Source organism: Parviterribacter multiflagellatus, from assembly GCF_056863265.1.
Genome location: NZ_JBXPIZ010000003.1, coordinates 472,121 through 493,213, shown reverse-complemented (window position 1 = coordinate 493,213; position 21,093 = coordinate 472,121). Strand labels below are relative to the sequence as shown.

At 74.4% G+C, this 21,093-nt stretch carries 21 protein-coding genes; 12 read left to right on the top strand and 9 right to left on the bottom strand.

Going from position 1 to position 21,093, the window contains the following annotated elements; genetic code table 11:
- Nucleotides 1–26: 26 nt before the first annotated feature.
- A complete protein-coding gene (locus tag AC1UE5_RS09255) occupies nt 27–1,691 on the top strand; it encodes an Ig-like domain-containing protein (protein ID WP_482922399.1) in 1,665 nt (554 codons plus the stop codon).
- 18 nt (nt 1,692–1,709) lie between these two features.
- The gene (gene trhA / locus AC1UE5_RS09250) at nt 1,710–2,360 is read left to right on the top strand and encodes a PAQR family membrane homeostasis protein TrhA (protein WP_482922397.1); all 651 of its coding nucleotides are present in this window, start codon (nt 1,710–1,712) and stop codon (nt 2,358–2,360) included.
- Nucleotides 2,361–2,363: 3 nt separating this feature from the next.
- On the opposite strand, the gene AC1UE5_RS09245 is transcribed toward trhA, so the two are convergent.
- On the bottom strand, nt 2,364–3,050 hold the full coding sequence (locus AC1UE5_RS09245; RefSeq protein ID WP_482922395.1) for an SDR family NAD(P)-dependent oxidoreductase: 687 nt from the start codon (nt 3,048–3,050) through the stop codon (nt 2,364–2,366).
- Nucleotides 3,051–3,154: 104 nt separating this feature from the next.
- Between AC1UE5_RS09245 and AC1UE5_RS09240 the strand changes: the two genes are divergently transcribed.
- From AC1UE5_RS09240 to AC1UE5_RS09230, 3 genes are all read left to right on the top strand, one after another.
- The gene (locus tag AC1UE5_RS09240) at nt 3,155–4,012 is read left to right on the top strand and encodes a helix-turn-helix transcriptional regulator (RefSeq protein ID WP_482922393.1); all 858 of its coding nucleotides are present in this window, start codon (nt 3,155–3,157) and stop codon (nt 4,010–4,012) included.
- Between the two features lie 106 nt (nt 4,013–4,118).
- A complete protein-coding gene (locus AC1UE5_RS09235) occupies nt 4,119–4,997 on the top strand; it encodes a sigma-70 family RNA polymerase sigma factor (protein WP_482922391.1) in 879 nt (292 codons plus the stop codon).
- A gap of 58 nt (nt 4,998–5,055) precedes the next feature.
- Nucleotides 5,056–5,940 carry an MYG1 family protein gene (locus tag AC1UE5_RS09230; protein WP_482922389.1) on the top strand — a complete coding sequence of 295 codons (885 nt, stop codon included), beginning with the start codon at nt 5,056–5,058 and terminating at the stop codon, nt 5,938–5,940.
- A gap of 75 nt (nt 5,941–6,015) precedes the next feature.
- On the opposite strand, the gene AC1UE5_RS09225 is transcribed toward AC1UE5_RS09230, so the two are convergent.
- Complete coding sequence (locus tag AC1UE5_RS09225; RefSeq protein WP_482922387.1) at nt 6,016–6,234, bottom strand: hypothetical protein; 219 nt, start codon at nt 6,232–6,234, stop codon at nt 6,016–6,018.
- Nucleotides 6,235–6,246: 12 nt separating this feature from the next.
- The gene (locus tag AC1UE5_RS09220; protein ID WP_482922385.1) at nt 6,247–8,517 is read right to left on the bottom strand and encodes a lysylphosphatidylglycerol synthase domain-containing protein; all 2,271 of its coding nucleotides are present in this window, start codon (nt 8,515–8,517) and stop codon (nt 6,247–6,249) included.
- An 82-nt stretch (nt 8,518–8,599) separates the two neighbouring features.
- Here AC1UE5_RS09220 and AC1UE5_RS09215 point away from each other — a divergent pair, with 82 nt between their 5' ends.
- Complete coding sequence (locus AC1UE5_RS09215; protein ID WP_482922383.1) at nt 8,600–9,295, top strand: chlorite dismutase family protein; 696 nt, start codon at nt 8,600–8,602, stop codon at nt 9,293–9,295.
- A 14-nt stretch (nt 9,296–9,309) separates the two neighbouring features.
- Here AC1UE5_RS09215 and AC1UE5_RS09210 read toward each other — a convergent pair whose 3' ends face one another.
- Nucleotides 9,310–9,684, bottom strand: a complete 375-nt coding sequence (locus AC1UE5_RS09210; RefSeq protein ID WP_482922381.1) for a hypothetical protein — start codon at nt 9,682–9,684, stop codon at nt 9,310–9,312.
- Nucleotides 9,685–9,726: 42 nt separating this feature from the next.
- Between AC1UE5_RS09210 and AC1UE5_RS09205 the strand changes: the two genes are divergently transcribed.
- Together AC1UE5_RS09205 and AC1UE5_RS09200 are read left to right on the top strand one after the other, a co-directional pair.
- Nucleotides 9,727–10,095, top strand: a complete 369-nt coding sequence (locus AC1UE5_RS09205) for a hypothetical protein (protein ID WP_482922379.1) — start codon at nt 9,727–9,729, stop codon at nt 10,093–10,095.
- A 119-nt stretch (nt 10,096–10,214) separates the two neighbouring features.
- Nucleotides 10,215–10,514, top strand: a complete 300-nt coding sequence (locus AC1UE5_RS09200; RefSeq protein WP_482922377.1) for a hypothetical protein — start codon at nt 10,215–10,217, stop codon at nt 10,512–10,514.
- 53 nt (nt 10,515–10,567) lie between these two features.
- Here the strand turns inward: AC1UE5_RS09200 and AC1UE5_RS09195 are convergent, their stop codons facing one another.
- The 4 genes from AC1UE5_RS09195 to AC1UE5_RS09180 form a co-directional block, all read right to left on the bottom strand.
- The gene (locus AC1UE5_RS09195; RefSeq protein WP_482922375.1) at nt 10,568–11,980 is read right to left on the bottom strand and encodes a choice-of-anchor M domain-containing protein; all 1,413 of its coding nucleotides are present in this window, start codon (nt 11,978–11,980) and stop codon (nt 10,568–10,570) included.
- 34 nt (nt 11,981–12,014) lie between these two features.
- Entirely contained in the window at nt 12,015–14,999 is a 2,985-nt protein-coding gene (locus AC1UE5_RS09190; RefSeq protein ID WP_482922373.1) for a choice-of-anchor M domain-containing protein, read from the bottom strand.
- 65 nt (nt 15,000–15,064) lie between these two features.
- The gene (locus AC1UE5_RS09185; RefSeq protein WP_482922371.1) at nt 15,065–16,096 is read right to left on the bottom strand and encodes a choice-of-anchor M domain-containing protein; all 1,032 of its coding nucleotides are present in this window, start codon (nt 16,094–16,096) and stop codon (nt 15,065–15,067) included.
- Nucleotides 16,093–16,725, bottom strand: a complete 633-nt coding sequence (locus AC1UE5_RS09180) for a choice-of-anchor M domain-containing protein (protein WP_482922369.1) — start codon at nt 16,723–16,725, stop codon at nt 16,093–16,095. The genes AC1UE5_RS09185 and AC1UE5_RS09180 overlap by 4 nt, the downstream gene beginning before the upstream one ends.
- Before the next feature lie 14 nt (nt 16,726–16,739).
- On the opposite strand from AC1UE5_RS09180, the gene AC1UE5_RS09175 reads away from it, so the two are divergent.
- The 4 genes from AC1UE5_RS09175 to AC1UE5_RS09160 are packed head-to-tail and all read left to right on the top strand — an operon-like array spanning nt 16,740 to nt 20,861.
- Nucleotides 16,740–18,317, top strand: coding sequence for an anchored repeat ABC transporter, substrate-binding protein (locus AC1UE5_RS09175; protein ID WP_482922452.1), 1,578 nt, complete (start codon nt 16,740–16,742; stop codon nt 18,315–18,317).
- The gene (locus AC1UE5_RS09170) at nt 18,314–19,228 is read left to right on the top strand and encodes a choice-of-anchor M domain-containing protein (RefSeq protein ID WP_482922367.1); all 915 of its coding nucleotides are present in this window, start codon (nt 18,314–18,316) and stop codon (nt 19,226–19,228) included. Before AC1UE5_RS09175 ends, AC1UE5_RS09170 begins: the two co-directional genes overlap by 4 nt.
- Nucleotides 19,225–19,983 carry an anchored repeat-type ABC transporter ATP-binding subunit gene (locus AC1UE5_RS09165; protein ID WP_482922365.1) on the top strand — a complete coding sequence of 253 codons (759 nt, stop codon included), beginning with the start codon at nt 19,225–19,227 and terminating at the stop codon, nt 19,981–19,983. Before AC1UE5_RS09170 ends, AC1UE5_RS09165 begins: the two co-directional genes overlap by 4 nt.
- Nucleotides 19,983–20,861, top strand: a complete 879-nt coding sequence (locus tag AC1UE5_RS09160; RefSeq protein ID WP_482922363.1) for an anchored repeat-type ABC transporter permease subunit — start codon at nt 19,983–19,985, stop codon at nt 20,859–20,861. The genes AC1UE5_RS09165 and AC1UE5_RS09160 overlap by 1 nt, the downstream gene beginning before the upstream one ends.
- A gap of 21 nt (nt 20,862–20,882) precedes the next feature.
- Here AC1UE5_RS09160 and AC1UE5_RS09155 read toward each other — a convergent pair whose 3' ends face one another.
- On the bottom strand, nt 20,883–21,047 hold the full coding sequence (locus AC1UE5_RS09155; RefSeq protein ID WP_482922361.1) for a hypothetical protein: 165 nt from the start codon (nt 21,045–21,047) through the stop codon (nt 20,883–20,885).
- Nucleotides 21,048–21,093: the final 46 nt, after the last annotated feature.

Genomic DNA, 21,093 nt, shown 5'->3' with positions numbered 1-21,093 from the left:
CCGGCGCGGCGGTCGATCACGCGGGTATGCGCTTCGTCCCCCGCTTCGCGCTCCTCTGCTTCAGCCTGCCCGCGCTTGCCCTCGCCGCGCCGTCCGCCGCGCAGGCCGCCGGCGCCGCCCCGGCCTGCCTCGCCGGCCCCGTCACCGTCGAGCACCCCGCCCGCACCGCGGCGGACGCCGACGAGCTGCTCGACGCGGTCCGCCGCCAATGCGCCGGCGTCACGAAGCTGGAGCCGGGGACGCTCCAGCCGCGCGCCGGCGAGCTGCGCACCGGCGACGAGGGCGCGCTCAACTACGTCCAGCGCGACACGTCCGTCACCGCCGACAGCTTCGGCGTCGTCGCGGTCAACAAGGCCGGCGGCGTGCCCCTGGAGGTCCGCTACCGCACCGTCGAGATCGCGGCCACCTGCACCTACGGCACGAGCGGCGGCTGGGACAACAGCGCCCGCAACCCGGTCCGCGTCAAGGGCCCGCGCCTGCTCGACCTGCGCTGCGCCGACGCGAACGGCGACGGCGCGAAGATCGAGGTCGTCCAGCAGGGCAAGCTCGGCGACGTCGAGGTCGACGGCGCCGAGGCGACCTACGTCCCGCACGAGCCGCTCCCCACCGCGCCGCAGGTCGACGCGGTGAAGGTCCGCGCCGGCGGCGGCCGCACATACACGCTCCACCTCCAGGTCGGCGAGGGCCTCAACACGCCGCCGGTGTGCGCGCCGGTCTCGATCCCGCAGGAGCGGCTGGCCGACGTCGTGGTCCCGCACCTGGCGTTCTGCGAGGACGCCGACGGCGACGGCATCACCTACGAGGTCAAGCAGGGCGCCGGGCCGCACCACGGCACCGTCGAGGTCGAGCAGACCGGCCCCGGCCGCGGCCGCCTGATCTACACGAAGGACCCCGCGTCCAACGCCTCGTTCGACGTCGTCCGCCTCACCGCCACCGACGGCGCCGGCGGCCACGCCGACGTGCTCGTCGGCATCGGCAAGGACCCGGGCGGCTCCTGTACCGTCTCCTCCCCCGTCTTCCTCGACCCGGGCGCCACCGCCGCCGCGCGCGTGGTGTGCACCGGGCCGTGGGGCACCCCGATGTACGTGCGCGCCGTCGAGGGCGAGCAGCCCAAGGCCGGCCGCGCCGAGGTCGCGCCCGACGGCAGCGTGCGCTTCGAGGCGGGCGCCGCGAGCGGTCGCTTCACCGTCGGCGTCGAGTGGAGCGCCGACCCGAGCTTCGCGTCCACCGTCGTCCGCCACCGCGCGACGTTCCAGGTCCTGCCGGGCGCGGCCCGCGCGCTGCGCACGACCGGCGAGCGCGCCGGCAGCGACCGCGAGGCGCTCCCGTGGACCACGCGCGGCCTGGCCGAGGCCGCGCGCCTCAGCGCGATGCTCACCGCCACCCCCAAGGCGCCGGTGCGGATCGCGACCGTCGTCAAGGAGCGCGCGCTCGTCGGGCCGACGCTGACGCCCGACTTCGACGGCACCGCGGCGGTCGCGGCGACGCTCCCGAACGGCACCGAGGTCGGCCGCGGCGAGGCGAAGCTGAAGGCCGGGATGTCGACCGTCCTGGGCCTCGACCTGCACGACGCCGCCATCAAGCCGCTGCGCCGGACGCGCCGCGCGGCGGAGGTCCGCCTGCGCATCACGGTTCGCGACGAGACCGGCGCGGCGCGCACGCTGCGCTGGCGGGTTTCGCTGACGCGATAGCTCGGTAATCTGCGGCCCGTGAAGTCGTCGGACGTGCCGGAGATCCTCAAGCCGCGCTGGCGCGGCGTCCTGCACCAGTACGCCTTCTTCGTCGCGATCGGCGCGGGCGCCATGCTCGTGATCGCGGCCGAGGGCGGGCAGGCACGCGTCGCGGCGCTCGTCTACGCGATCGGCCTCGCGGGGCTGCTCGGGACGAGCGCGCTGTACCACCGCATCACCTGGCGCCGCCCGAGCGCCCGCATGTGGATGCGGCGGCTCGACCACTCGATGATCTTCGTCCTCATCGCGGCGACGGTGACGCCGATCGCGCTGCTGACGCTGGACGACCCGATCCGCACGGTGCTGCTGGCGGTCGCCTGGGGCGGGACGGCGGCCGGCGTGGTGCTCAACCTCGCGTGGCCGACCGCACCCAAGTGGCTCTCCTCGCTCGTGTACCTCGCGATCGGCTGGAGCGGCGTCGTCGCGATCCCCGAGCTCGCCAGCTACGCGATCGGCGCGCTCGTCCTGGTCGCGATCGGCGGCGTGCTCTACACCGCCGGCGCGATCATCTACGCGGTCCAGCGCCCCAACCCGGCGCCCCGCGTCTTCGGGTACCACGAGATCTTCCACGCGCTCGTCGTGGGCGCCGCCGCGCTGCACTTCGCGGCGGTCAGCATCATCGTCCTCTGAGCCTCACCACGGCACGACGCCGTGGCGGTCCGTGTAGGTGCCGGTCGGCCCGTCGGGGCCGATCTGCGCCATCGCGACGATCTGGTCGGTGCCCTCGGTGACGGTCTGGTGGCCGGAGTGGCCGTTGAAGTCCGTCGCGGTGTAGCCGGGGTCGACCGCGTTGATGCGGAAGCGCGGGAGGGCGCGGGCGTACTGCGTCGTGATCATGTTCAGCGCCGACTTCGACGACGTGTACGGCAGGTTGCTGACCGTGTTCTCGATGCGGTGGGGGTCGGCGGTGGCCGTCATCGAGCCCAGCCCGCTCGAGACGTTGACGATCACCGGCGCTGCGGAGCGCTCCAGCAGCGGGAGGAACGCCCGGATCACGCGCACGACCCCGTGGACGTTGGTCTCGTAGACGAAGCGCAGGTCGTCCGGCGTGGTGTCGGTGACCGCGGCGGTGGTGCCGAGCACGCCCGCGTTGTTGACGAGCACGTCGAGTGCGTCGACCGACGCGGCGGCCGCCGCCACGGACGCGTCGTCGGTGACGTCGAGCGCGACGGTGCCCGCGGCGCCCAGCTCGTCTGCGACCGCGCGGCCGCGCTCGGCGTCGCGCGCCCCGATCAGGACGTCGTGGCCGGCGGCGATCAGGCGGCGGGCGGCTTCGTGGCCGAGGCCGCGCGTGGCCCCGGTGATGAGGATCTTCGACATGCCCGTCACCGTGGGACGGCGGACCGGTGCGGGCAAGGACCGCCGCAGCCTGGGACTCGCAGGGCGACCCTCGGGACCGTCGCGCGCGGCATCATGGAGCGACGATGCAGACCGACGAGCTGGCCGCCTGCCTGCGCACCTGGCGCGAGCGCCTCACGCCCGCCGACGCGGGCCTGCCCGCGGGCACGAACCGGCGCACGCCCGGGCTGCGGCGCGAGGAGGTCGCGCACCTCGCCGGGCTCTCGGTGGACTACCTCGCGCGGCTCGAGCAGGGGCGCGCGACGAGCCCGTCGCCCTCGGTCATCGACCCGCTCGCCCGCGCGCTGCGGCTCGACGACGCCGAGCGCGAGCACCTCTTCCGCGTCGCCGGCCAGGCGCCGCCGCCGACGCAGACGATGCGCCGCCACGTCACCCCCTCGATCCAGCGCATCCTGGACCGGCTCACCGACGTGCCCGTGATGGTCCTGGACGCGGCGTCGGAGATCGTCGCGTGGAACCCGCTCGCCGCCGCGCTGCTCGGCGACTTCAGCGCCGTGGCGGCCCGCGAGCGCACCGTCGCGTGGAACGCGTTCGTCCGCCCCGACCACGGTCGCATCCCGCACACGGCCACCGAGCAGGAGCGGCTGGAGCGCGAGATGGTCGCCGATCTGCACGACGCGCTGGGCCGCTACCCCGCCGACGAGCGCCTCACGACGCTCATCGCCGACCTGCGCGAGGCCAGCCCGCGCTTCGAGGCGCTGTGGCAGGAGCGACCAGTGGCACCGCGCCAGGCCAGCAGGAAGGTCATCCACCACCCGGACGTGGGACGTATCACCCTCGACTGCGACGTGATGACCGTCCGCGGGAGCGACCTGCGTATCATCGTGTACACGGCCGCACCCGGCTCACCGGACGCCGCCGCGCTCGACCTCGTCGCAGCGATCGGCCTCCAACGCTTCGGTGACGCAGCGCACACACAGTAGTTGCTAGATCAACTACATTGTCTGTGCTGCCCTGCATCCGGTGCGCCCCGGATCCCGACAGACGGCTCGTACGCCCGCCGCGTACCTCCATCCAGAGAGGAGAGCCTTGTCCACCACCGCGACCCCGAAGCGTCTGCGCCCCACGGAGCAGACCGTTGACACCACCGTCGACCCCCTGGCCCAGCTCCTGGCCGAGTCACGCCGCTGGCCGCTGCTGACTCCCGCCGAGGAGATCGAGCTCGCCAAGCGCATCGAGCGCGGCGACCTCGCGGCCAAGGAGCGCATGATCAACTCCAACCTCCGCCTCGTCGTCTCCGTGGCCCGCAAGTACCAGGGCCAGGGCCTGCCCATCGGCGACCTCGTGCAGGAGGGCATCCTGGGCCTCATCCGCGCCACCGAGAAGTTCGACTGGCGCAAGGGCTTCCGCTTCTCCACGTACGGCACGCTGTGGATCCGCCAGGCGATCCAGCGCGGGCTGGAGAACACGAGCCGGACCATCCGGCTGCCCGTCCACATGTCCCAGAAGGCGCGCAAGATCGCGCGGATCGAGCGTGAGCTCACGCTGAAGCTCGGCCACGAGCCGACCGACGAGGAGCTGGCGTCCGCCGCCGACCTCACCGTCGAGGAGATCCGCGAGCTCAAGTCCGCCGACACCGCCCCGGCCAGCCTCGACAAGGAGGTCGGCGACGAGGGCGACACCAGCCTGGGCGACCTGCTCGCCTCCGACCAGCCCTCCCCCGAGGAGGAGGTCGCCGACGCCTGGCAGTCCGAGGCGCTCGAGCAGGCCGTCGCCAAGCTCCCCGACGCGGAGCGCCAGGTCATCGAGCTGCGGTTCGGCCGCAACCGCGAGGGCAAGGTGCACACGCTCGGGCAGGCCGGCAAGGTCCTCGGCGTCTCCGCCGAGCGCACCCGCCAGATCGAGGAGCGCGCCCTGCGCCACCTCGCGGCGAACGCCGACCTCACCTCCCTCCGCGACGCCGCGTAAGCGGCGCCACGGACCTCCGGCGCCGGCGCGCGCCGGAGGTTCCTAGGGTGTGGGGACCATGAAGGTCGCCACGCACGACGGGTCATTCCACGCCGACGACGTCTTCGCCGTCGCGGCTCTCAGCCTCACCACCGACGAGCCCCTCGAGATCGTGCGCACGCGCGACCGCGAGGTGCTCGCCGCGTGCGACGCACGCGTCGACGTCGGGCTGCGCGACGACCCCGCCACGAGCGACTTCGACCACCACCAGAAGGGCGGCGCCGGGGAGCGCGCCAACGGCATCCCCTACGCGTCCTTCGGGCTCGTGTGGCGCGCGCACGGCACCGCGCTGTGCGGCGGTAACGAGCGGGCCGCGGCCGAGGTCGACGAGCGCCTGGTGCAGGGGATCGACGCCATCGACACCGGCGTGTCGCTGACCAAGCCGCTGATCGGCTCGCTGCGGCCGATGGACCTCACCGACCTCGTCGACCAGTTCAACCCCGACTGGGACGAGCCGACGTCGCCAGAGGATCGCCTGGAGCGCTTCCGGGCCGCCGTCGACCTCGCGCGCGGCGTGCTCGAGCGCCGCATCGCGTCGGCGCTGTCGCGTTCGCGCGCCCACGAGCGCGTGCTCGCCGCCATCGCCGCGGCGGACGACCCGCGGGTGGTCGTGCTCGACGAGCCGCTCCCGTGGCACGAGCCGGTCGTCACCGGCGCGCCCGAGGCGCTCTACGTCGTGTACCCCAAGACCGACGGCTGGGGCGTGCAGGCGGTGCCGGAGGAGCTCGGGACGTTCGTCAACCGCAAGCCGCTGCCGGAGCCGTGGGGCGGCCTGCAGGCGGCCGAGCTGGCGGAGGTCACCGGCGTCGAGGACGCCGTCTTCTGCCACGGCGCCCGCTTCCTCGCCGTCGCCCGCAGCCGGGACGGCGTGCTGGAGCTGGTGCGCCAGGCGCTCGCGGCGTAGGGCAGCACCATCCGGAACCGTCGCTCCCGGCGGCGGCTCCGAACGTCGAGGCCCCCTGCCCCGCGGTGCGTCGTCCTACTCGGCAGCTGAGACGCGCCCGAACCTCCGGACGCTGTCCCGCGCGCGACGGATGGCCTGGTCGATCTCCTCGTGATCGAACCCGGCCGCCCGCGCTTGGGCGATCTTCTCGCGCAGATCGCGCACCGCATCCTCGTGGACCATGCGGAAGCGCTCCACGCGCTCGGCCGTGGTCTGGAGCTCTGCGATCTGCTCGTCGTGTACGTCGAGTGCCATCAAGCGGGGTCCTTACCCGCTGGTGGCTCTCGACTCCCCCGGAATCGGTGCGAGTGTGACCGGTGTCGCATGGAGCGCCCGCAGGCGGACGTCCCGCCACGAGACGCCCTCCTTCACGAGGGCCGGAGCGCCCATGACGACGGCGGTCGCGATCTCCACCGCCTGCAGGATGATCCCGTACGCCAGCGCGTCGGCCTTGCCCACGCCGTAGGCGCCGAGGACGAGCACGCAGGCCGCCTGGAAGACGCCGAGGTTCGACGGCGTGGCGGGCAGCACCGCGGTGACGTTGACCGCGAAGAGGACCGCCGCCGCGGCGCCGAAGCCGGCCGTGTCCTCGAGGCCGAGCGCCACGAGCAGTACGAAGCACGAGAGCGCCTGCAGCACCCACGCCGACAGCTGCATCGCCACCGCGGTCGCGCCGAGCTTCGGGCGGCGGAAGACCTTCAGGCCTGCCCGCACCTGCTCGAGCGCGCGCGTGACCGCCTTCGCCCCGCCGTTGCGCGAGATCGCCGGCAGCACCAGCACCGCGGCCAGCACGACGATCGGCGCGATGGTCACGCCGACCAGCGCGTGGTTGTTGCGGAAGAGGTCGACGGTGGAGAGCATCGTCACGCCGAGGATCAGCAGCGCGAGGACGTTCAGCAGCGTCTGGGAGATGATCGTGCCGAGCACCGTGGGGAGCCGCTCGCGCGGGCGCCCGAGGCGGCGCGCGACGATCAGCGCACGCGCGGGCTCGCCGAGGCGGGCCGGCAGCGTGGCGGACATGAAGACGCCGATGAACGTGCCCTGCAGCGCGTCGGCGTACTTGACCCGCGCGTCCGGCATGGCGGCGCTGAGGATCGCCCGCCACGCGACGGCGCGGAGCACCATCGAGGCGCACATGATGCCGAGGCCGGCGATGACCCAGATCGGGGTGGCGGCGAGCAGCGCGTTGCCGATCGCCTCGAAGCCGATGTGCTGGAGCGCGGCGACGGCGCCGGCCAGCGTCGCGAGCGCGACGAGGACGATCGCGGCGCGCTTGAGCACGGCGAGCGGCGCGCGACGGCCGCGCTCCTCCCGGGTCGGGCGCGGCTCGAGGGTCGGCGCGTACCGCGGCAGCGCGGTCGCGGCAGGTGCGCCGTCGACGGGCGTCAGGCCGAAGCGGGTGGTGAGGCGGCTCGTCGCGGTCTGCGCGGCCTCCTGGGCCTGCGTCTGCGCTATCGCGTCCTCGTAGACGCCGGCGACCTCGCGGGCGACGCGCGGCCAGGCGTAGCGCTCGGCGTCGGCGCGGGCGGTCGCCCCCATCGCGCGCAGGCGCGGGCGGTCGAGGGCGAGGTCGCGCAGCGCGTTGGCCAGCGCGGCCGGGTCGGCGCGCGGGACGAGCACGCCGTCCTTGCCGTCGCGCACGACGTCGCGGTAGCCGGCGATGTCGGAGGCGACGACGGGCGTCGCGTGCGCGAACGCCTCGGTCAGCACCATGCCGAAGCTCTCGCCGCCGAGCGACGGCGCGGCGAGCACGTCCGCGCGCGCGAGCACGCGGGACTTCTCGACGTCGTCGACCTTGCCGAGCGCGGTGATGCCGCGGTCGTCGAGCAGCAGTGGCGCGATCTCCTCGTGCGTCGGCCCGACGAGGGTGAGCTTGGCGTCGACGTGGTCGCGCAGCGCCTCGAAGGCGCGCAGCAGGACCGGCAGCCCCTTGCGCTCGACGGCCTGACCGACGAACGCGATGTCGAGCACGCCCTCGTCCTTCGGCCCCGCGGCGGCGCGCAGCGCGTCGAGGTCGGCCGGGACGTGGACGCCGTTCGGGATGATCCGCGCCTCGCCGCCGTGCCAGCGCTTGAGCGACCAGGCGGCCGCGTCGCTGACGGCGATGCGGATCGCCGCCTTGTTGAGCATGCGACTGGCGCCGATCGCGTTCATGAAGAGCGCCGAGCGGCGGCTGGGCGTGTACGCGTGCGAGGTGACGACGACGGGCGCGTCGGTCGACATCACCGCGTCCCACCCGATCGCGGGCGCGTCGGGCGAGTGGACGTGGACGACGTCGTAGCCGCCGGTGCGCAGCTCGTGGCGCAGCCGGGCGACCGAACTTGGCGTCATCGCGAGGTTCGAGACTGCGCCGTTCGCGGGTACACCGGCAGTGCCCCCGAGCGGGATGACATACGGCGGGAGCGCACGCGGCGCGGGCGCTGCGCCCGCATGGAGCCAGCGAACTGCACGCGTGTCCCGATCGACGGGCGTGAGGACGCGTACTTCGTGTCCCTGGCCGAGGAGCTCCTCGGCCAACGCCTCGATGTGACGGGTCACGCCCCCCGGATACGTCCAGGAATAGGGGGAGACGAGAGCGATCCGCACGGCGCGAGCCTATCGCAGCACTATCCTTTTCGAAGTGCCGTCCCGCCAGTTCGTCAAGTACACGTTCCTGAAGCTCGATCCCGCCTGGCGTCGCCTCGACCCCGAGCAGCGCGCCCAGGGCAAGCGCGAGTTCGCCGCCGCGTGCGCCGATTTCGCGGAGGACCACCTCCTCCGGGCCTTCAGCCTGGTGGGCACCCGCGGCGACGCGGACCTCATGCTCCTGTCGCAGTCGGTGAACCTCGACACGATCCACGACTTCCACGTCGTGCTGGGCCAGAGCGACCTCATGAAGTGGACCTCGATCCCCTACTCGTTCCTGGCGATGACGAAGGAGTCGGAGTACTCCGACGAGTCCCGTCTCGAGGTTCGACCCGCACACGCCAAGTACCTCTTCGTGTACCCGTTCGTGAAGACGCGCGCCTGGTACAACCTCGACGCCAAGGAACGCTGGCGGATCATGCAGGAGCACATCAAGGTCGGCAAGGAGTTCCCGCGCGTCGACCTGAACACCTCCTACTCGTTCGGCCTCGACGACCAGGAGTTCGTCGTCGCGTTCGAGACCGACGAGCCGTCCGACTTCCTCGACCTCGTCCAGCGCCTGCGCACGACCGAGTCGTCGATGTACACGCTCCGCGACACCCCGACCTTCACCTGCATCTCCGCCTCCGTCGAGAAGGCGCTCAACGCGCTGGACGGCGAGCCGGTGGCGCTGGAGCTCGCCGGCTCCTAGCCGTCGGCGCGGGGTCAGTCCGCGCCGGTGAGGCGGTCCCACGCCCGGCGGGCGGGGCCGGGCGGGTCCTCCCCCGCGACCGTGTCGGCGTCGACGTCGATGATCGCCGGGCCGGGCTCGGGCTTGGGCAGGTTCTGCGCCTGCTCCTGGGTGAGCGTCGTGACGACGAGCCGCTCGTAGATGTCGCCGACCTCCGGCGCGTCGACGAAGCGCTCGTCGCGGTGGTGGTGGGAGCGGACGACGAGCCCGTCGAAGATGTCCTTCGCCTCGTCCGCGCGGACCGCCGCGACCTTCCCGATCTCGTGGCCGTCGGCGGTCACGACCGGCGTCCCCGCGGCGAGGACGGTGTAGGCGATCGGGGCGCCGCGTTCGTCGTCGTGGTCGGCCATGGAGCCAACCTACCCCGGCCGTCCACGCTTACCCTCACCCGCATGGAAGCGACCCGCTGGCTGCACCTGCTCGCGATGGCGTTCTTCGTCGGCGGGCAGCTCGTGCTCGTCGCCGCCGTCGTCCCCGCCCTGCGCGACCGCGACCGCGAGGGCCTGCGCGCGATCGCCCGCCGGTTCGGCGTCGGCTCGCTCGTGGCGCTCGTCGTGCTGGTCGCCACCGGCATCGCGATGGCGGGCGAGTACGACCGCTGGGACGACGGGGTCCTCCACGTCAAGCTCGCGCTGGTCGTGCTCGCCGCGGCGCTGATCGGCCTCCACATGAAGCGCCCCGCGTGGCACGCGCTGGAGGGCGGCGTCTTCCTGGTCTCGCTCGCGATCGTGTGGCTCGGCGTCGACCTCGCGCACGGGTGACCGCGCGTCAAGAACCCTCGCGTGGCGAGCCAGGCCACGCCCGAACCGATCATCCCGTGGCCTCGCGGTCGGCCAGCAGATCTTCGTCACGCGCGACGACTCGGTGGAGTAGCCGCCGCGTGGGCGCCAAGCACCGACGCCGCCTGCCGATCCTGAGCGCGGTGCTCGTGGTCGCGTCGTGTGCGGCGGCGGTGCTCGCGCCGGTCTTCGCCTGGGTGGAGTGCAACACGGGCCCAGGCGAGGGCTGTGCCCAGGCGGGAACGGCGCGGGCGCTCGTCGTCGTCGGCGTGGCGAGCGTCGTCGTGAGCGCAGCGAGCCTCGCCGCCGGCATCGCGCGACGCCGGCGGACGACGATCGTCCTGCTTGCCGGCGCGGGCGCGGCGCTGTGCGCCTGGCTCGTGCTGCTCGGCCAGCTCTAGCCACGCGGCCGCCCGCCGGCACCAAGGCCGGCGGGCGCGGGAGCGTGGTTGCCTCAGCGGCGGCGCGAGGCGGGCAGCGACGCGCGGTCGGTGTGGCGGGTGCCGTCGGTGAGCGTCGCGGTCGCGTCGACGCGGATGGCCGGGAGCTTGGCCGCGCGGCGGAGCGCCCGGCGCGCCGCCCGCGTGAGGCGCACGGTGACCTGCGCGGTGCCGGCTCGCGACGCGCGCCGCGTGCCGGTCGCCAGGACGTGGCGGGTCGCGCCGCGCTTGACGCGCAGGCCGAGCGTGCGGGCCGCTGCGGCGGAGACCGTCAGGCGCACCGTGCACCGGCCCGCCGCGGCCAGGCGGCAGGGGACGGCGGTGCGGCCGCGCGCGACGAGCGTCGCCACGCGCAGGCCCCCGGCGCGCAGGAGCGCGGTCTCGCGCACGACGGCCGGCCGCACCGGCAGCGGGGTCGTCGTCGCGGACGGGGGCGGCGCCGGCGCCGGCGCGGGCGGCGTGCTGCCGCCGGCGGCCGCCACGCGGAGCGTCACCGCGGGCGCGGCCGCGACCTGCCTGCCGTCCGCCGCGTGCAGCGTCGCCGCGACGCGGCAGCCGTCGTGCTCGACGGCGGCGGTGAACGTCACCGTCGCGCCCGTCCCGGCCGGCGCCGCGACGCCGTCTGCGCACGTCCGCGTCCAGCGCACGTCGGTGTGCGCGGTCTCCGGCTGCTGCCGGGCCGTCAGCGTCACGGCGTCGCCCGCGGTGTAGCGCTCGGCCAGCCCGGCGATGCCCAGGCTGGTCTCCGGCGCGTCGGGCGGGAGGTCGGCCAGGTCGCCCACGAACCAGCGCATCTCGTGCGCGCGCGACGTGATCGTGCGCCCGTCGGCCAGCCGGCCCTCGACCTGCACCTGCAGGGAGTACACGCCCTCGGCCTCGAAGGCCCAGTTGACGTGCGTGTGGGTGCGGCTGAGGATCTCCGCCGTCTGCGGGAGCGCCTTGCCGCTGTCGAAGATGACGTTCGGATCGCCGATCGGACCCTCGGTGAAGACGCTCACCTCGCCCGGGCCGGCGACGCTCAGCAGCCGCAGCTTCAGCGTGCTGTCGGGGAACTCGGACGCGAGCACGCCCTCGGTGTTCCAGCCGGGCCACAGCAGGTCGGGGTTCTGGACCTCGGGCAGGATCCACACGGGATCACCGGGGTCGCCGAGGAACGCGAACGCCGGCAGATCCGGCACCTCCATGCGCGACTCCGGCTTGGCGTGCAGGAGCACGTCGGTGAGCTTGCGCGTCACCGGCGCGTCGCCCGTGTCGTCCTCCACCTCGACGTGGAAGTGGTCCACGTGCGAGGTGATGTGCAGGACGTCCGCGTGCCCAACGGACATGACGTGGCGCTCGTGGTTGGGCAGGCCCTGCGCCGCCGCGGTCATCGGAGCGATGAGCGGGGCGGCGAGCACGGCGCACGCTGCGAGCAGCGTTCTTCTCACTGGGGATCCTCCAGGTTCGGGGTCGTGAAGAGGGTCAGCCGGCGAGCACGACGCGGACGGTCGTGCGCACGCGGCGGCCGCCGGCGGTCACGGTCACCGGCACCGACACGGCGGCCCGCCGGCCGGCCAGGCGGCGGGCCGCGGCGCGGGAGAGCACGACGCGCACGGCCGCACGGCGGCCGGCCCGGATCGTCCGGGCCAGCTCGACGCGGGCGGTGAAGCGCCTGCCCGCGACGCGGACGGCGACGCGACGCGGCGCCTGCGCCCGGCACGCGGCGCCGCCGGCCGGGCACGTCACGCGGGCCACGACGGCGGAGCGGCGGCCGCCCAGCGTGCGGCGGGCGGCCAGCCGGGCGACGCGCGGCCCGGCGGCGGCGGTGCGGGAGCGGTCGCCCCGCTCCACCGCCGGCGGCGCCGGGATGGCAGACGGCGCGGCCGGCTCGGGCGCGGAAGCCGCGGGCGGCGGCGTCTGAGGCGTCTGGCCGTGGCCGTCGTCCGCCGCCGGCGGCTGCTGGTCGTCACCCGGCGGCGGCTCCTCGTCGACCGGCGGCGCGGGAGCGATCGCGAGCGTCACCGGCGCCGACGGCCCGTAGGCCACGGTCCCGTCGCCGTACGCGACCGCGACGCGCACCTGCGCGCCGTCGAGCGCCTCCGTCGCCGTGAACGCGTACGTCGCTCCGTGCTCGCCCTCGACGACCTCGGGCTCGGCGGCGCCCGGCTTCTGCACGAGCCACCGGTAGCGGTCGAGCGCGGTGCCGGGCTCGACCCTCGCGCGCAGCTCGACGCGGTCGCCCGCGACGTGGCCGCCGGACGCGCCGTCGATCGAGACCTGCTGCCTCGCCGCCGCGCCGTGGTCGTCGACGTGGATCGTCACCGGGTCCTCGGTCGTGGCCAGCTCCTCCCCGCCGGCGGTCAGGAGCGTCGCGCGGATCTCGGTGCCGTCCAGCCCCTGCTCGGCGACCACGTCGTGCGCGAAGCCCGACGCGCCCGGCACCGGGCGGAAGTCCGCGTCGCCGCGGCGCTTCCACTCCCACCGCACGGTGTCGGTGTCCGACGCCGCCGGGTCCGCGTTGAGCCGCAGCGCGATCGTGCCGCCCTGGTGGTAGTGGCCGGCGAGCGCATCGAACATCAGGACCTGCTCGCCAGGCGCCGCATCCGTCACGGCGATCCGCCGGCTCGCAGAGCCGGCCCAGGCGTGGACGCCGGTGAACCCGTTGCCGGCGTTGACGTCGACGCTCAGGTACTTGCCGTGCAGGTCGGCGGTGACGGGCATCTCGATGCTCGTCCCGGTGGCGCCGCCGATGGACTCGCCCTCGAGGTGCCACGCGAAGGTCGCGCCCGGAAGCTCGGGCCAGACGGAGACGCTCGCGCGCAGCGTGTCACCGACGCGGTGGATGCTGCGCAGCCCCGCGAGCTGGATCTCGCGGGCCTTGACGGACAGCAGCAGCGGCGCGGACTGGCCCAGCACCCGGCCATCGGCGGCGCGGATCTGCAGCGCCCACTCGCGGTCGCCCGAGCCGACGGTCGCGATCCCCCAGGGCCCGGTGCCGCGCACCTCGCCCTCGGCGTGCCTGTTCCAAGCCGCGTGGATGCGCGCGTAGCGCGTGACCCACACGAACCGCTCGCCCGCGTCGAGCTGCGCGCTCGTCGCCAGCTCGACCTTGTCGCCCGAGTGCACCGGGCCGGTGGGCAGGCCTGTCACGTCGATCGCCCGACCGGAGCCACGGTCCGGCCCGGCGACGACGAGCCGCACGAACGGGGTCCGCTGGAGCGTGGTCACCTTGCCGTCGAGTCCGGGCCCACGCAGCGACGCGCGGATCTCGTAGCCGTCGTACGCGGTCGTCAGCTCACGCACGAGGGTGCCCTCCGCGGCCGTCCCGCCGGCGACGTCGGTCATCACGTACTCGGTGTCCTGCTCGTCCCGGCGGATCGTCCACCGGTACGACTGGCCCTCCTGCAGCGTCCACCCGCGCACGCGGGCGGTGAGCGTCTCGCCCGACGCGTACGACGAGCGCACGCCGGCGATCTCGAACGCGTCGCCGCCGCTCTCGGCCACGACCGTGACGGTCCGCGGCGCGGAGGTCGACGGCGCGTGGGTGCGCGACGCCTTCGGGGTGAACCGCGCCGTGACGGAGCGCTCGCCGAGCGGGAGCGCGCCGGTGACCAGCCGTGCCGTGCCGCCGCTCACGGCCGCGTGCCCGAGCGAGGCGTCGCCGTCGAGGAACTCGACGTAGCCCTCGGCCTCTGCGGGCGCGACGGTGGCGGTCAGCGCGACGTCGTCACCGAGCGCCGGCCGCGCCGGGTCGGCCTCCAGCGCCGTCGTCGTGGGCGCCGCCTCCGGCAGCGCGCTCACGTGGAACGCGTAGGTCGCGGTGCCGCTGACCGCCCTGCCGCCGATCTTCGCGTCGGCGCGGAAGGTCAGCTCGTACCGCCCGGCCGCCGAGAACGCCCAGTTGGCGTGGACGTGCTGGTTCGTGCTCAGCCGCCAGGCGGGTCCGCCGACGGTCAGCAACTGGGTCGCGGTGCCGAACGCGCCGACGGTGAAGAGGTGGAACGTGCCGGGGCCGCGGACCGCCTCCAGCCGCAGGTCGACGGCGTCGCCGTCGAGCACGCCCGTGGGGAGGGCCTCGGTGCTGAAACCCGGCCACAGGACGCCCGCCTGCTGCGTCATCGGGGCGATCCACGTCGTGGAGCCGGCCGGCCCCAAGAAGGCGAAGCCGGGCGGCACCGTCGCCTTCGCGTTGTCCTCGAGGTGGAACAGGACGTCGCTCGCGGCGAAGCGCTTGCCGTGCTGGCCGTCGACGTCGGCGCGGGAGGCGAGCACGAGCCGCGGCTCCCCCTCGACCGTGTCGACGAACGGCGCGACCGCATCCGTGTGGACGCCGGCGATCACGCGCGGGTCGACCGGCGGCGGCGGTGGGCCGGACGCTGCGTGCGCGGGGGCGACCGCGGCGAGCACGGCGAGGATGACGACCAGCAGCGCCGCGGACGCGACGCGGAGGGACCTCAGAGGAGTCAAGGACGGCCTTCCGGGATGAACGGACATCAATATTGAGACTAAGTATCAGTTTCTGGTGGAGACCGCTAGTCCCGGCTGAGGCGGAGCGTCGCCCGCGCCACCGCGCCACCGTCGCGCGTGACCGTGGCCGCCACGGCCGTCACGGGGCGGGCACGCAGCGTCCGCCCGACGGCCGGCGGGACCTTCACCCGGACCGTCGCCGTGCGACCGGCCGCGATCCGGTACGCGCTGCGGCCGAGCGTCACCTGCCGGCGTTCGCCGGCGTGCCGGATGCGGGCGGCCGTGCGCAGGCGGACCGTGCCGCGGCACGTGGACGCGGCGCGACACCGGACGCGCACGCCGATCGTGCGATCCCCGCGCAGGCGGACGCGCTCGCCGAGCACCGCGATGCCCGCCGCCACCTGCCCGCGGGGCGCGTCGCCCGGCGGCGAGCCGGCCGCCCCGCCCGCCCCGCCCGGCGCACCGCCACCGGTACCGCCGCCACCCTGATCGCCGCCGCCCGCCGGCGCGTCGGCCACCTCGACGACGAGACGCTCGGTGTCGGCCTGCAGCCCCGTGCCGGTCTGCACCCGGTGCGTGAACGTCAGCGCGTACGTCCCCGGCTGCGAGAACGCCCAGTTGCCGTGCGCGTGGACGCCGAGCGCGACCTGGTGCGTGTCGGGGAGGCCGTCGCCGCTGTGCATCAGCACCCGCGGGCGGCCGAACGTGTCCGTGACGAAGACGGCGACCGACCCCGGGCCCTCGACGGCGTCGAGCGACCACGCGAGCGTCCCGGACGCCTGCCCGCCGCCCAGCTCCTCGGTGTTCCAGCCCAGCCACACGACGTCGGCCTTCTGCGTCTGCGGGATCAGCCACGTGCGGCCGCCCGCCCCGCCGAGGAAGCCGTACGCGGGATCGGCCGGGACGGTCGCCCGCGCGGTCGACGTGAGCCGCACGACGACGTCCCCAGGCTCCCGCCACACGACGGCGCCGCTCGTGCCGTCCTTGACCTGGCTGTGGAGCGCGCCGTCGACCAGCCGCGCGCCGTAGTCGGCATGGCCTACGTCGAGCACGACGGCGGCGAGCGTGGCCAGCTCGGCGAGCCGCACCCCGGTCACCCGACCCGGAACGTCAGCGCGCGCGTCGCCGACAGCCGCCTGCCGCCGCGCGATGTCCCGCGCAGCGTGAACGACAGCCGGTACGTCCCGCGCCGCGTGAAGGCCCAGTTGCCGTGGGCGTGGATGCCGAGCGGCAGCGACCGGGTCGCCGGCAGGCGCGTGGAGTCGAAGAGCACCGACGGGGTGCCGAACGAGCCGGTCTGGAAGATCGCCACGCGCCCCGGGCCGGACACGCGGTTGAGCCGCCAGGACAGGTTGCGCAGCTGCCGGCGACCGACCTCCTCGGTGTTCCAGCCCGCCCAGATCACGCCGGAGCGCTGGGTCTGCGGGACCATCCAGACCGTCGTTCCGGGGCGCCCCAGGAACCGGAGGCTGCCGTTGCGCGGGAGCCGCATCCGCGCTCGGCCGGCGACGCGGAGCGTCACGTCGCGCGGGTCGCGCCAGCGCACGGAGCGGCCCGTCGCGTCCTTGACCAGCAGCCGCAGCTCGCCGCCGATCACCCGGGCGGCGACGGCGTCGACGTGGCCGCTCGACAGGGTCACGCGGGCGTCGGCGGCGGCGGGCGCGGCGAGCGCCGCGGCGGTGAGGGAGCCGGCCAGGAGCAGCCGGGAGGAGTACGTCCGAAGCATGCGCGGATACGATACTGAGACCTAATCTCATGTCGACCAGCACGCGGCTCCTCCTCCCCCTGCTCGCCACGGCGCTCCTGGCCGCGTCCGGCTGCGCGACGCCGCCGAGCCTCTCGGCCTCCGACGACCGGCTCCAGGTCATCACGACCACCGGGCTCCTGCGCGACCTCGTCGAGCAGGTCGGCGGCGACCGAGTCCGCGCGGTGAGCCTCGTGCCGGACGGCGCGGACCCGCACGCGTTCGAGCCGACGCTGCGCGACGTGCGCAACGTCGTCTACGCCGACGTCGCGTTCAGCAACTACCTGATGCTCGAGCAGCACAGCATCATCAAGACGCTCGACGCGAACCTGCCCGAGGGCGTCGAGTCGGTCTCGCTCGCCGAGGACGCGGTCAAGTACGCGGCCGAGGTCATCCCGCTCGTCGAGAACGTCAACCTCGACACGATCTGGCTCGGGCTCCGCGCCCGCGGCGACGGTGCGCGGCTGGGCGCTGACCGCTCCAGCGACGTGCTGCTCTCGCTCGTCGGCAAGGAAGGCCCCGGCGACGTGTTCGGCTACCTGACGGGCTCGTTCGGCGAGACGGAGGTCTCGTTCGACTCCCGCGACGGCCTCGACGGCGCCAGCGGCTTCAAGGACGACACCGCCACGCTGCCGGCCGACGCGCACACCCACATGTCGTGGGCGTTCAGCGAGGCGGGCGTCTACCGGCTCACGTTCGCGGCGCGGCTGCAGGTGAGCGCCACGTCCAAGCCCGTGTCGCTCGGGCAGGCGACCTTCACGTTCGCGGTCGGGGTGCGGCCGAGCGCGGCCGGCGTCCCGGGGGCGACCGTGCTCGACCGGGGCCACGCCGACCTCACCGTCGACCTCGACCGCGGCCGGCTGCTCGCGCTCCACGACCCCGCGGGCGGCGGCGAGCACGCGCAGGCCGAGCTCGCGCCCGAGGCGGTCGTCGTCGACGTCCCGCCGAAGGCGATGGCGGAGGTGCCCGCCGGCGACGACTTCCGCTTCATGGGCCGCCCGGGCGACGCGATCTTCCAGCTCCCCCAGGCGGTGCTCGGCAAGCACGTGCACGGCGAGATCGACCCGCACCTGTGGCATGACGTGCGCAACGCGATGGCGTACACGGAGCTGATCCGTGACACGCTGATCGCCCGCGATCCCGCCCACGCGACGGACTACCGCGCGAACGCCGACCGGTACCTGGCCGAGCTCGACCGGCTCGACCGGGACGTGCGGCGCACGATCGCCGCGATCCCGAAGGACCGCCGGCACCTGATCACCACGCACGACGCGTTCGGCTACCTCGCGCACGCCTACGGCCTCCAGGTCGCCGGGTTCGTCACGCCCAACCCGGCCGTCGAGTCGTCGCTCGCCGAGCGCCGCAAGCTCAGCCAGACGATCCGCAGCCTCCGGGTCCCTGCCGTCTTCCTGGAGCCCAACCTCGCCACTCGCTCGTCGACGCTGACCGAGGTCGCCGAGGAGCAGGGCGTCCGCACCTGCCCGATCTACGGCGATGCGTTGGACGACCGGGTGACGACCTACGTCGAGATGATGCGCTTCAACGCGCGGTCCCTGAAGGAGTGCCTCACGTGATCCACCGTGCCGCGCGCGCGGCCGTCCTGCTCGCCGCGACCGTCGCGCTCACCGGCGCCGGCGGGCCCGAGCGCGAGCTGGAGCAGACGATCGAGCGCGAGCAGGCCGTCGCCGACGGCCGCAAGGTCCTCGCCGACGGCCACGTCGACATCGGCCCGCGCTTCGTCGACGGCCGCTGGACGCTGCTCGTCCACGACGACGCCGCCAAGGCCGACGCGCGCCGCAAGAGCGTCTGGCGCCGCACCGACGACACGGTCCTGCACGTGTCCGATGCCGCGCTGCTCGAGGTCCCCGACGACCCTGCCTACCGCTTCCTGCGCGCCGAGCCGGGCGCGAAGGTCCACGTCGTCCCTCAGACGCAGAACCCGGACGTCGTCTGGGTCGGCTGGAACACGCAGGACCCGACGGTGATGGAGCGCATCGACCGGGGCGTGACGATGACGCTCATCGGCGTCCAGGGGCCCGGCTCGCTCGTCGTCTACCTCCAGTCGGGGACGTTCGGGGAGCCGCAGGTGCTGTGGGACTCCGAGGCCGAGCCCAAGCCGGCGTGGGTCGACGTCAACACGCACACCCACGCGAACTGGGTCTTCTCGAAGCCCGGCGTCTACCTCGTGCGGGTGCGGATCGAGGCCGACCTGGTCGACGGCACGACGGTCCACGACACGCGCGCGCTGCGGTTCGCGGTCGGGTCGCGGGCGAGCGTCGAGGACGCGTTCGCGGCGACCTGGCGGGGGCCGGCCGACGTTGCGGGGCCGGCGACCGCGTCCGCGCATCGCCCCGCCGAGGACGGCGGGGGCACGTCCGCGATGGCCGTGGTCGCGATCGCCGTCGTCGTCGCGCTCCTGCTCACCGCCGCGCTCGTCCGCAGCCTCCGGCGCGGCGCGCGGGCGAAGGCCGAGGCGCGCCGGTGAGCGCCTCCCTCGTCGTCCGCGACCTCGCCGTCCAGCTGGGCGGCCGGCCGGTCCTCCACGACGTCGCCTTCGCGGTCGGGCGGGGCGAGCTCGTCGGCCTGATCGGCCCCAACGGCGCCGGCAAGACCACGCTGCTGCGGACGATGCTCGGGCTGCTCGCGCCGGCGTCGGGCGCGGTGCTCGTCGAGGGCCGGCCCGCCGCTCCGGGCCGCGTGCCGATCGGGTACGTGCCGCAGCGGCACGAGTTCGCCTGGGAGTTCCCGGTGTCGGTCGAGGACGCGGTGATGAGCGGCCGCACCCGGAAGCTGGGGCTGTTCCGGAGGCCGGGCGTGGAGGACTGGCGCGCCGTCGACGAGGCGCTGGAGCTCGTCCGCATGACCGACCTGCGCACGCGGCCGGTCGGCGAGCTGTCCGGCGGTCAGCGCCAGCGGGTGCTCGTCGCGCGGGCGCTCGCGCTGCAGCCCGCCGCGCTCCTGCTCGACGAGCCCTTCACCGGCCTCGACATGCCGACGCAGGAGCTGCTCTCCGACCTCTTCCTCTCGCTCGCCCGCGAGGACCGCGCGGTGCTCATGACGACCCACGACCTCGCCGCGGCGCTCTACACGTGCGACCGGCTCCTGCTGCTCAACCGCACGCTCATCGGCGACGGCGCGCCGGCGGCTCTCGCCGCCGACCCGGCGCTGTGGATGCGCACGTTCGGCGTCGGCGAGCGCAGCCCGCTGCTGCGGATCCTCCAGACGGCGAAGGCCGCGTGATGTCCCCGCTCGAGTTCCTCACCGACCTGACCAACCCGGACCTGCGCTTCCTCCCGAAGGCGCTCTTCATCGCGGTCATGTCGTCGATCGTGTGCGGCATCGTCGGCTGCTATGTCGTCCTGCGGGGCATGGCGTTCATCGGCGAGGCGGTCGCGCACGCGGTCTTCCCGGGCCTGGCCGTCGCGTTCGTGATCAGCGGCAACCTCGTCCTGGGCGGGACGATCGCCGGCGTCCTGACCGCCGTGCTCGTCGCCGTCTTCTCGCAGAACCGGCGCGTGAAGGAGGACTCGATCATCGGCGTCTTCTTCGTCGCGGCGTTCGCGCTCGGCATCGTGATCATCTCCCAGGCGCCCGGCTACGCCGGCTCGCTGCAGGAGTTCCTCTTCGGCTCGATCACGGGCATCCCCGACGAGGACCTCGTCGTCGTCGGCGTCACCGGCGTCCTCGTCTCGCTCGCGGTGCTGCTCCTGCACAAGGAGCTCGTGACGATCTCGCTCGACCGCGAGACCGCCCGTGCGATGGGGCTGCGCGTCTTCTGGCTCGACCTGGGCCTGTACGTGCTGGTCACGCTCGCGGTGGTGATCAGCGTGCAGACGATCGGCAACATCCTCGTCCTCGCGCTCCTGATCACCCCCGCGGCGACCGCCCGCCTCCTCACCGACCGCCTCCCGCTGATGATGGCGCTCGCCCCGACGATCGGCGGGCTCTCGGCCCTCGTCGGCCTCTACGTCTCCTGGTCCTGGGACTTCCCGACCGGCGGCACGATCGTCCTCGTCCTCACCGCGGTGTTCCTGCTCGCGTGGTTCCTCGCACCGCGGCAGGGGGTGGTGGCGAAGCGTCGCGCGCGGAGGGTGGTGGTGGCGGACACGGCGGGTTGAGCCCCCGCCCCGCGATCCCACTCAGCTCTCGCCCGCGACACCACCCGACCCAGCGACGCCGCCTGCGACCAGGCACAGCAGCGCACCGACCCCGAGGACGACCGCTCCGGCTCCGGACCCGACCAGCACCGCGGCGCCCGCGAGGATCACGGCGAGCACGACGAACGCGGTCCGGGTGGCGGTCATGTGGGTTCTCCCTACCCTCCGCGCGCACGCGTCCACCCGTCCCTCC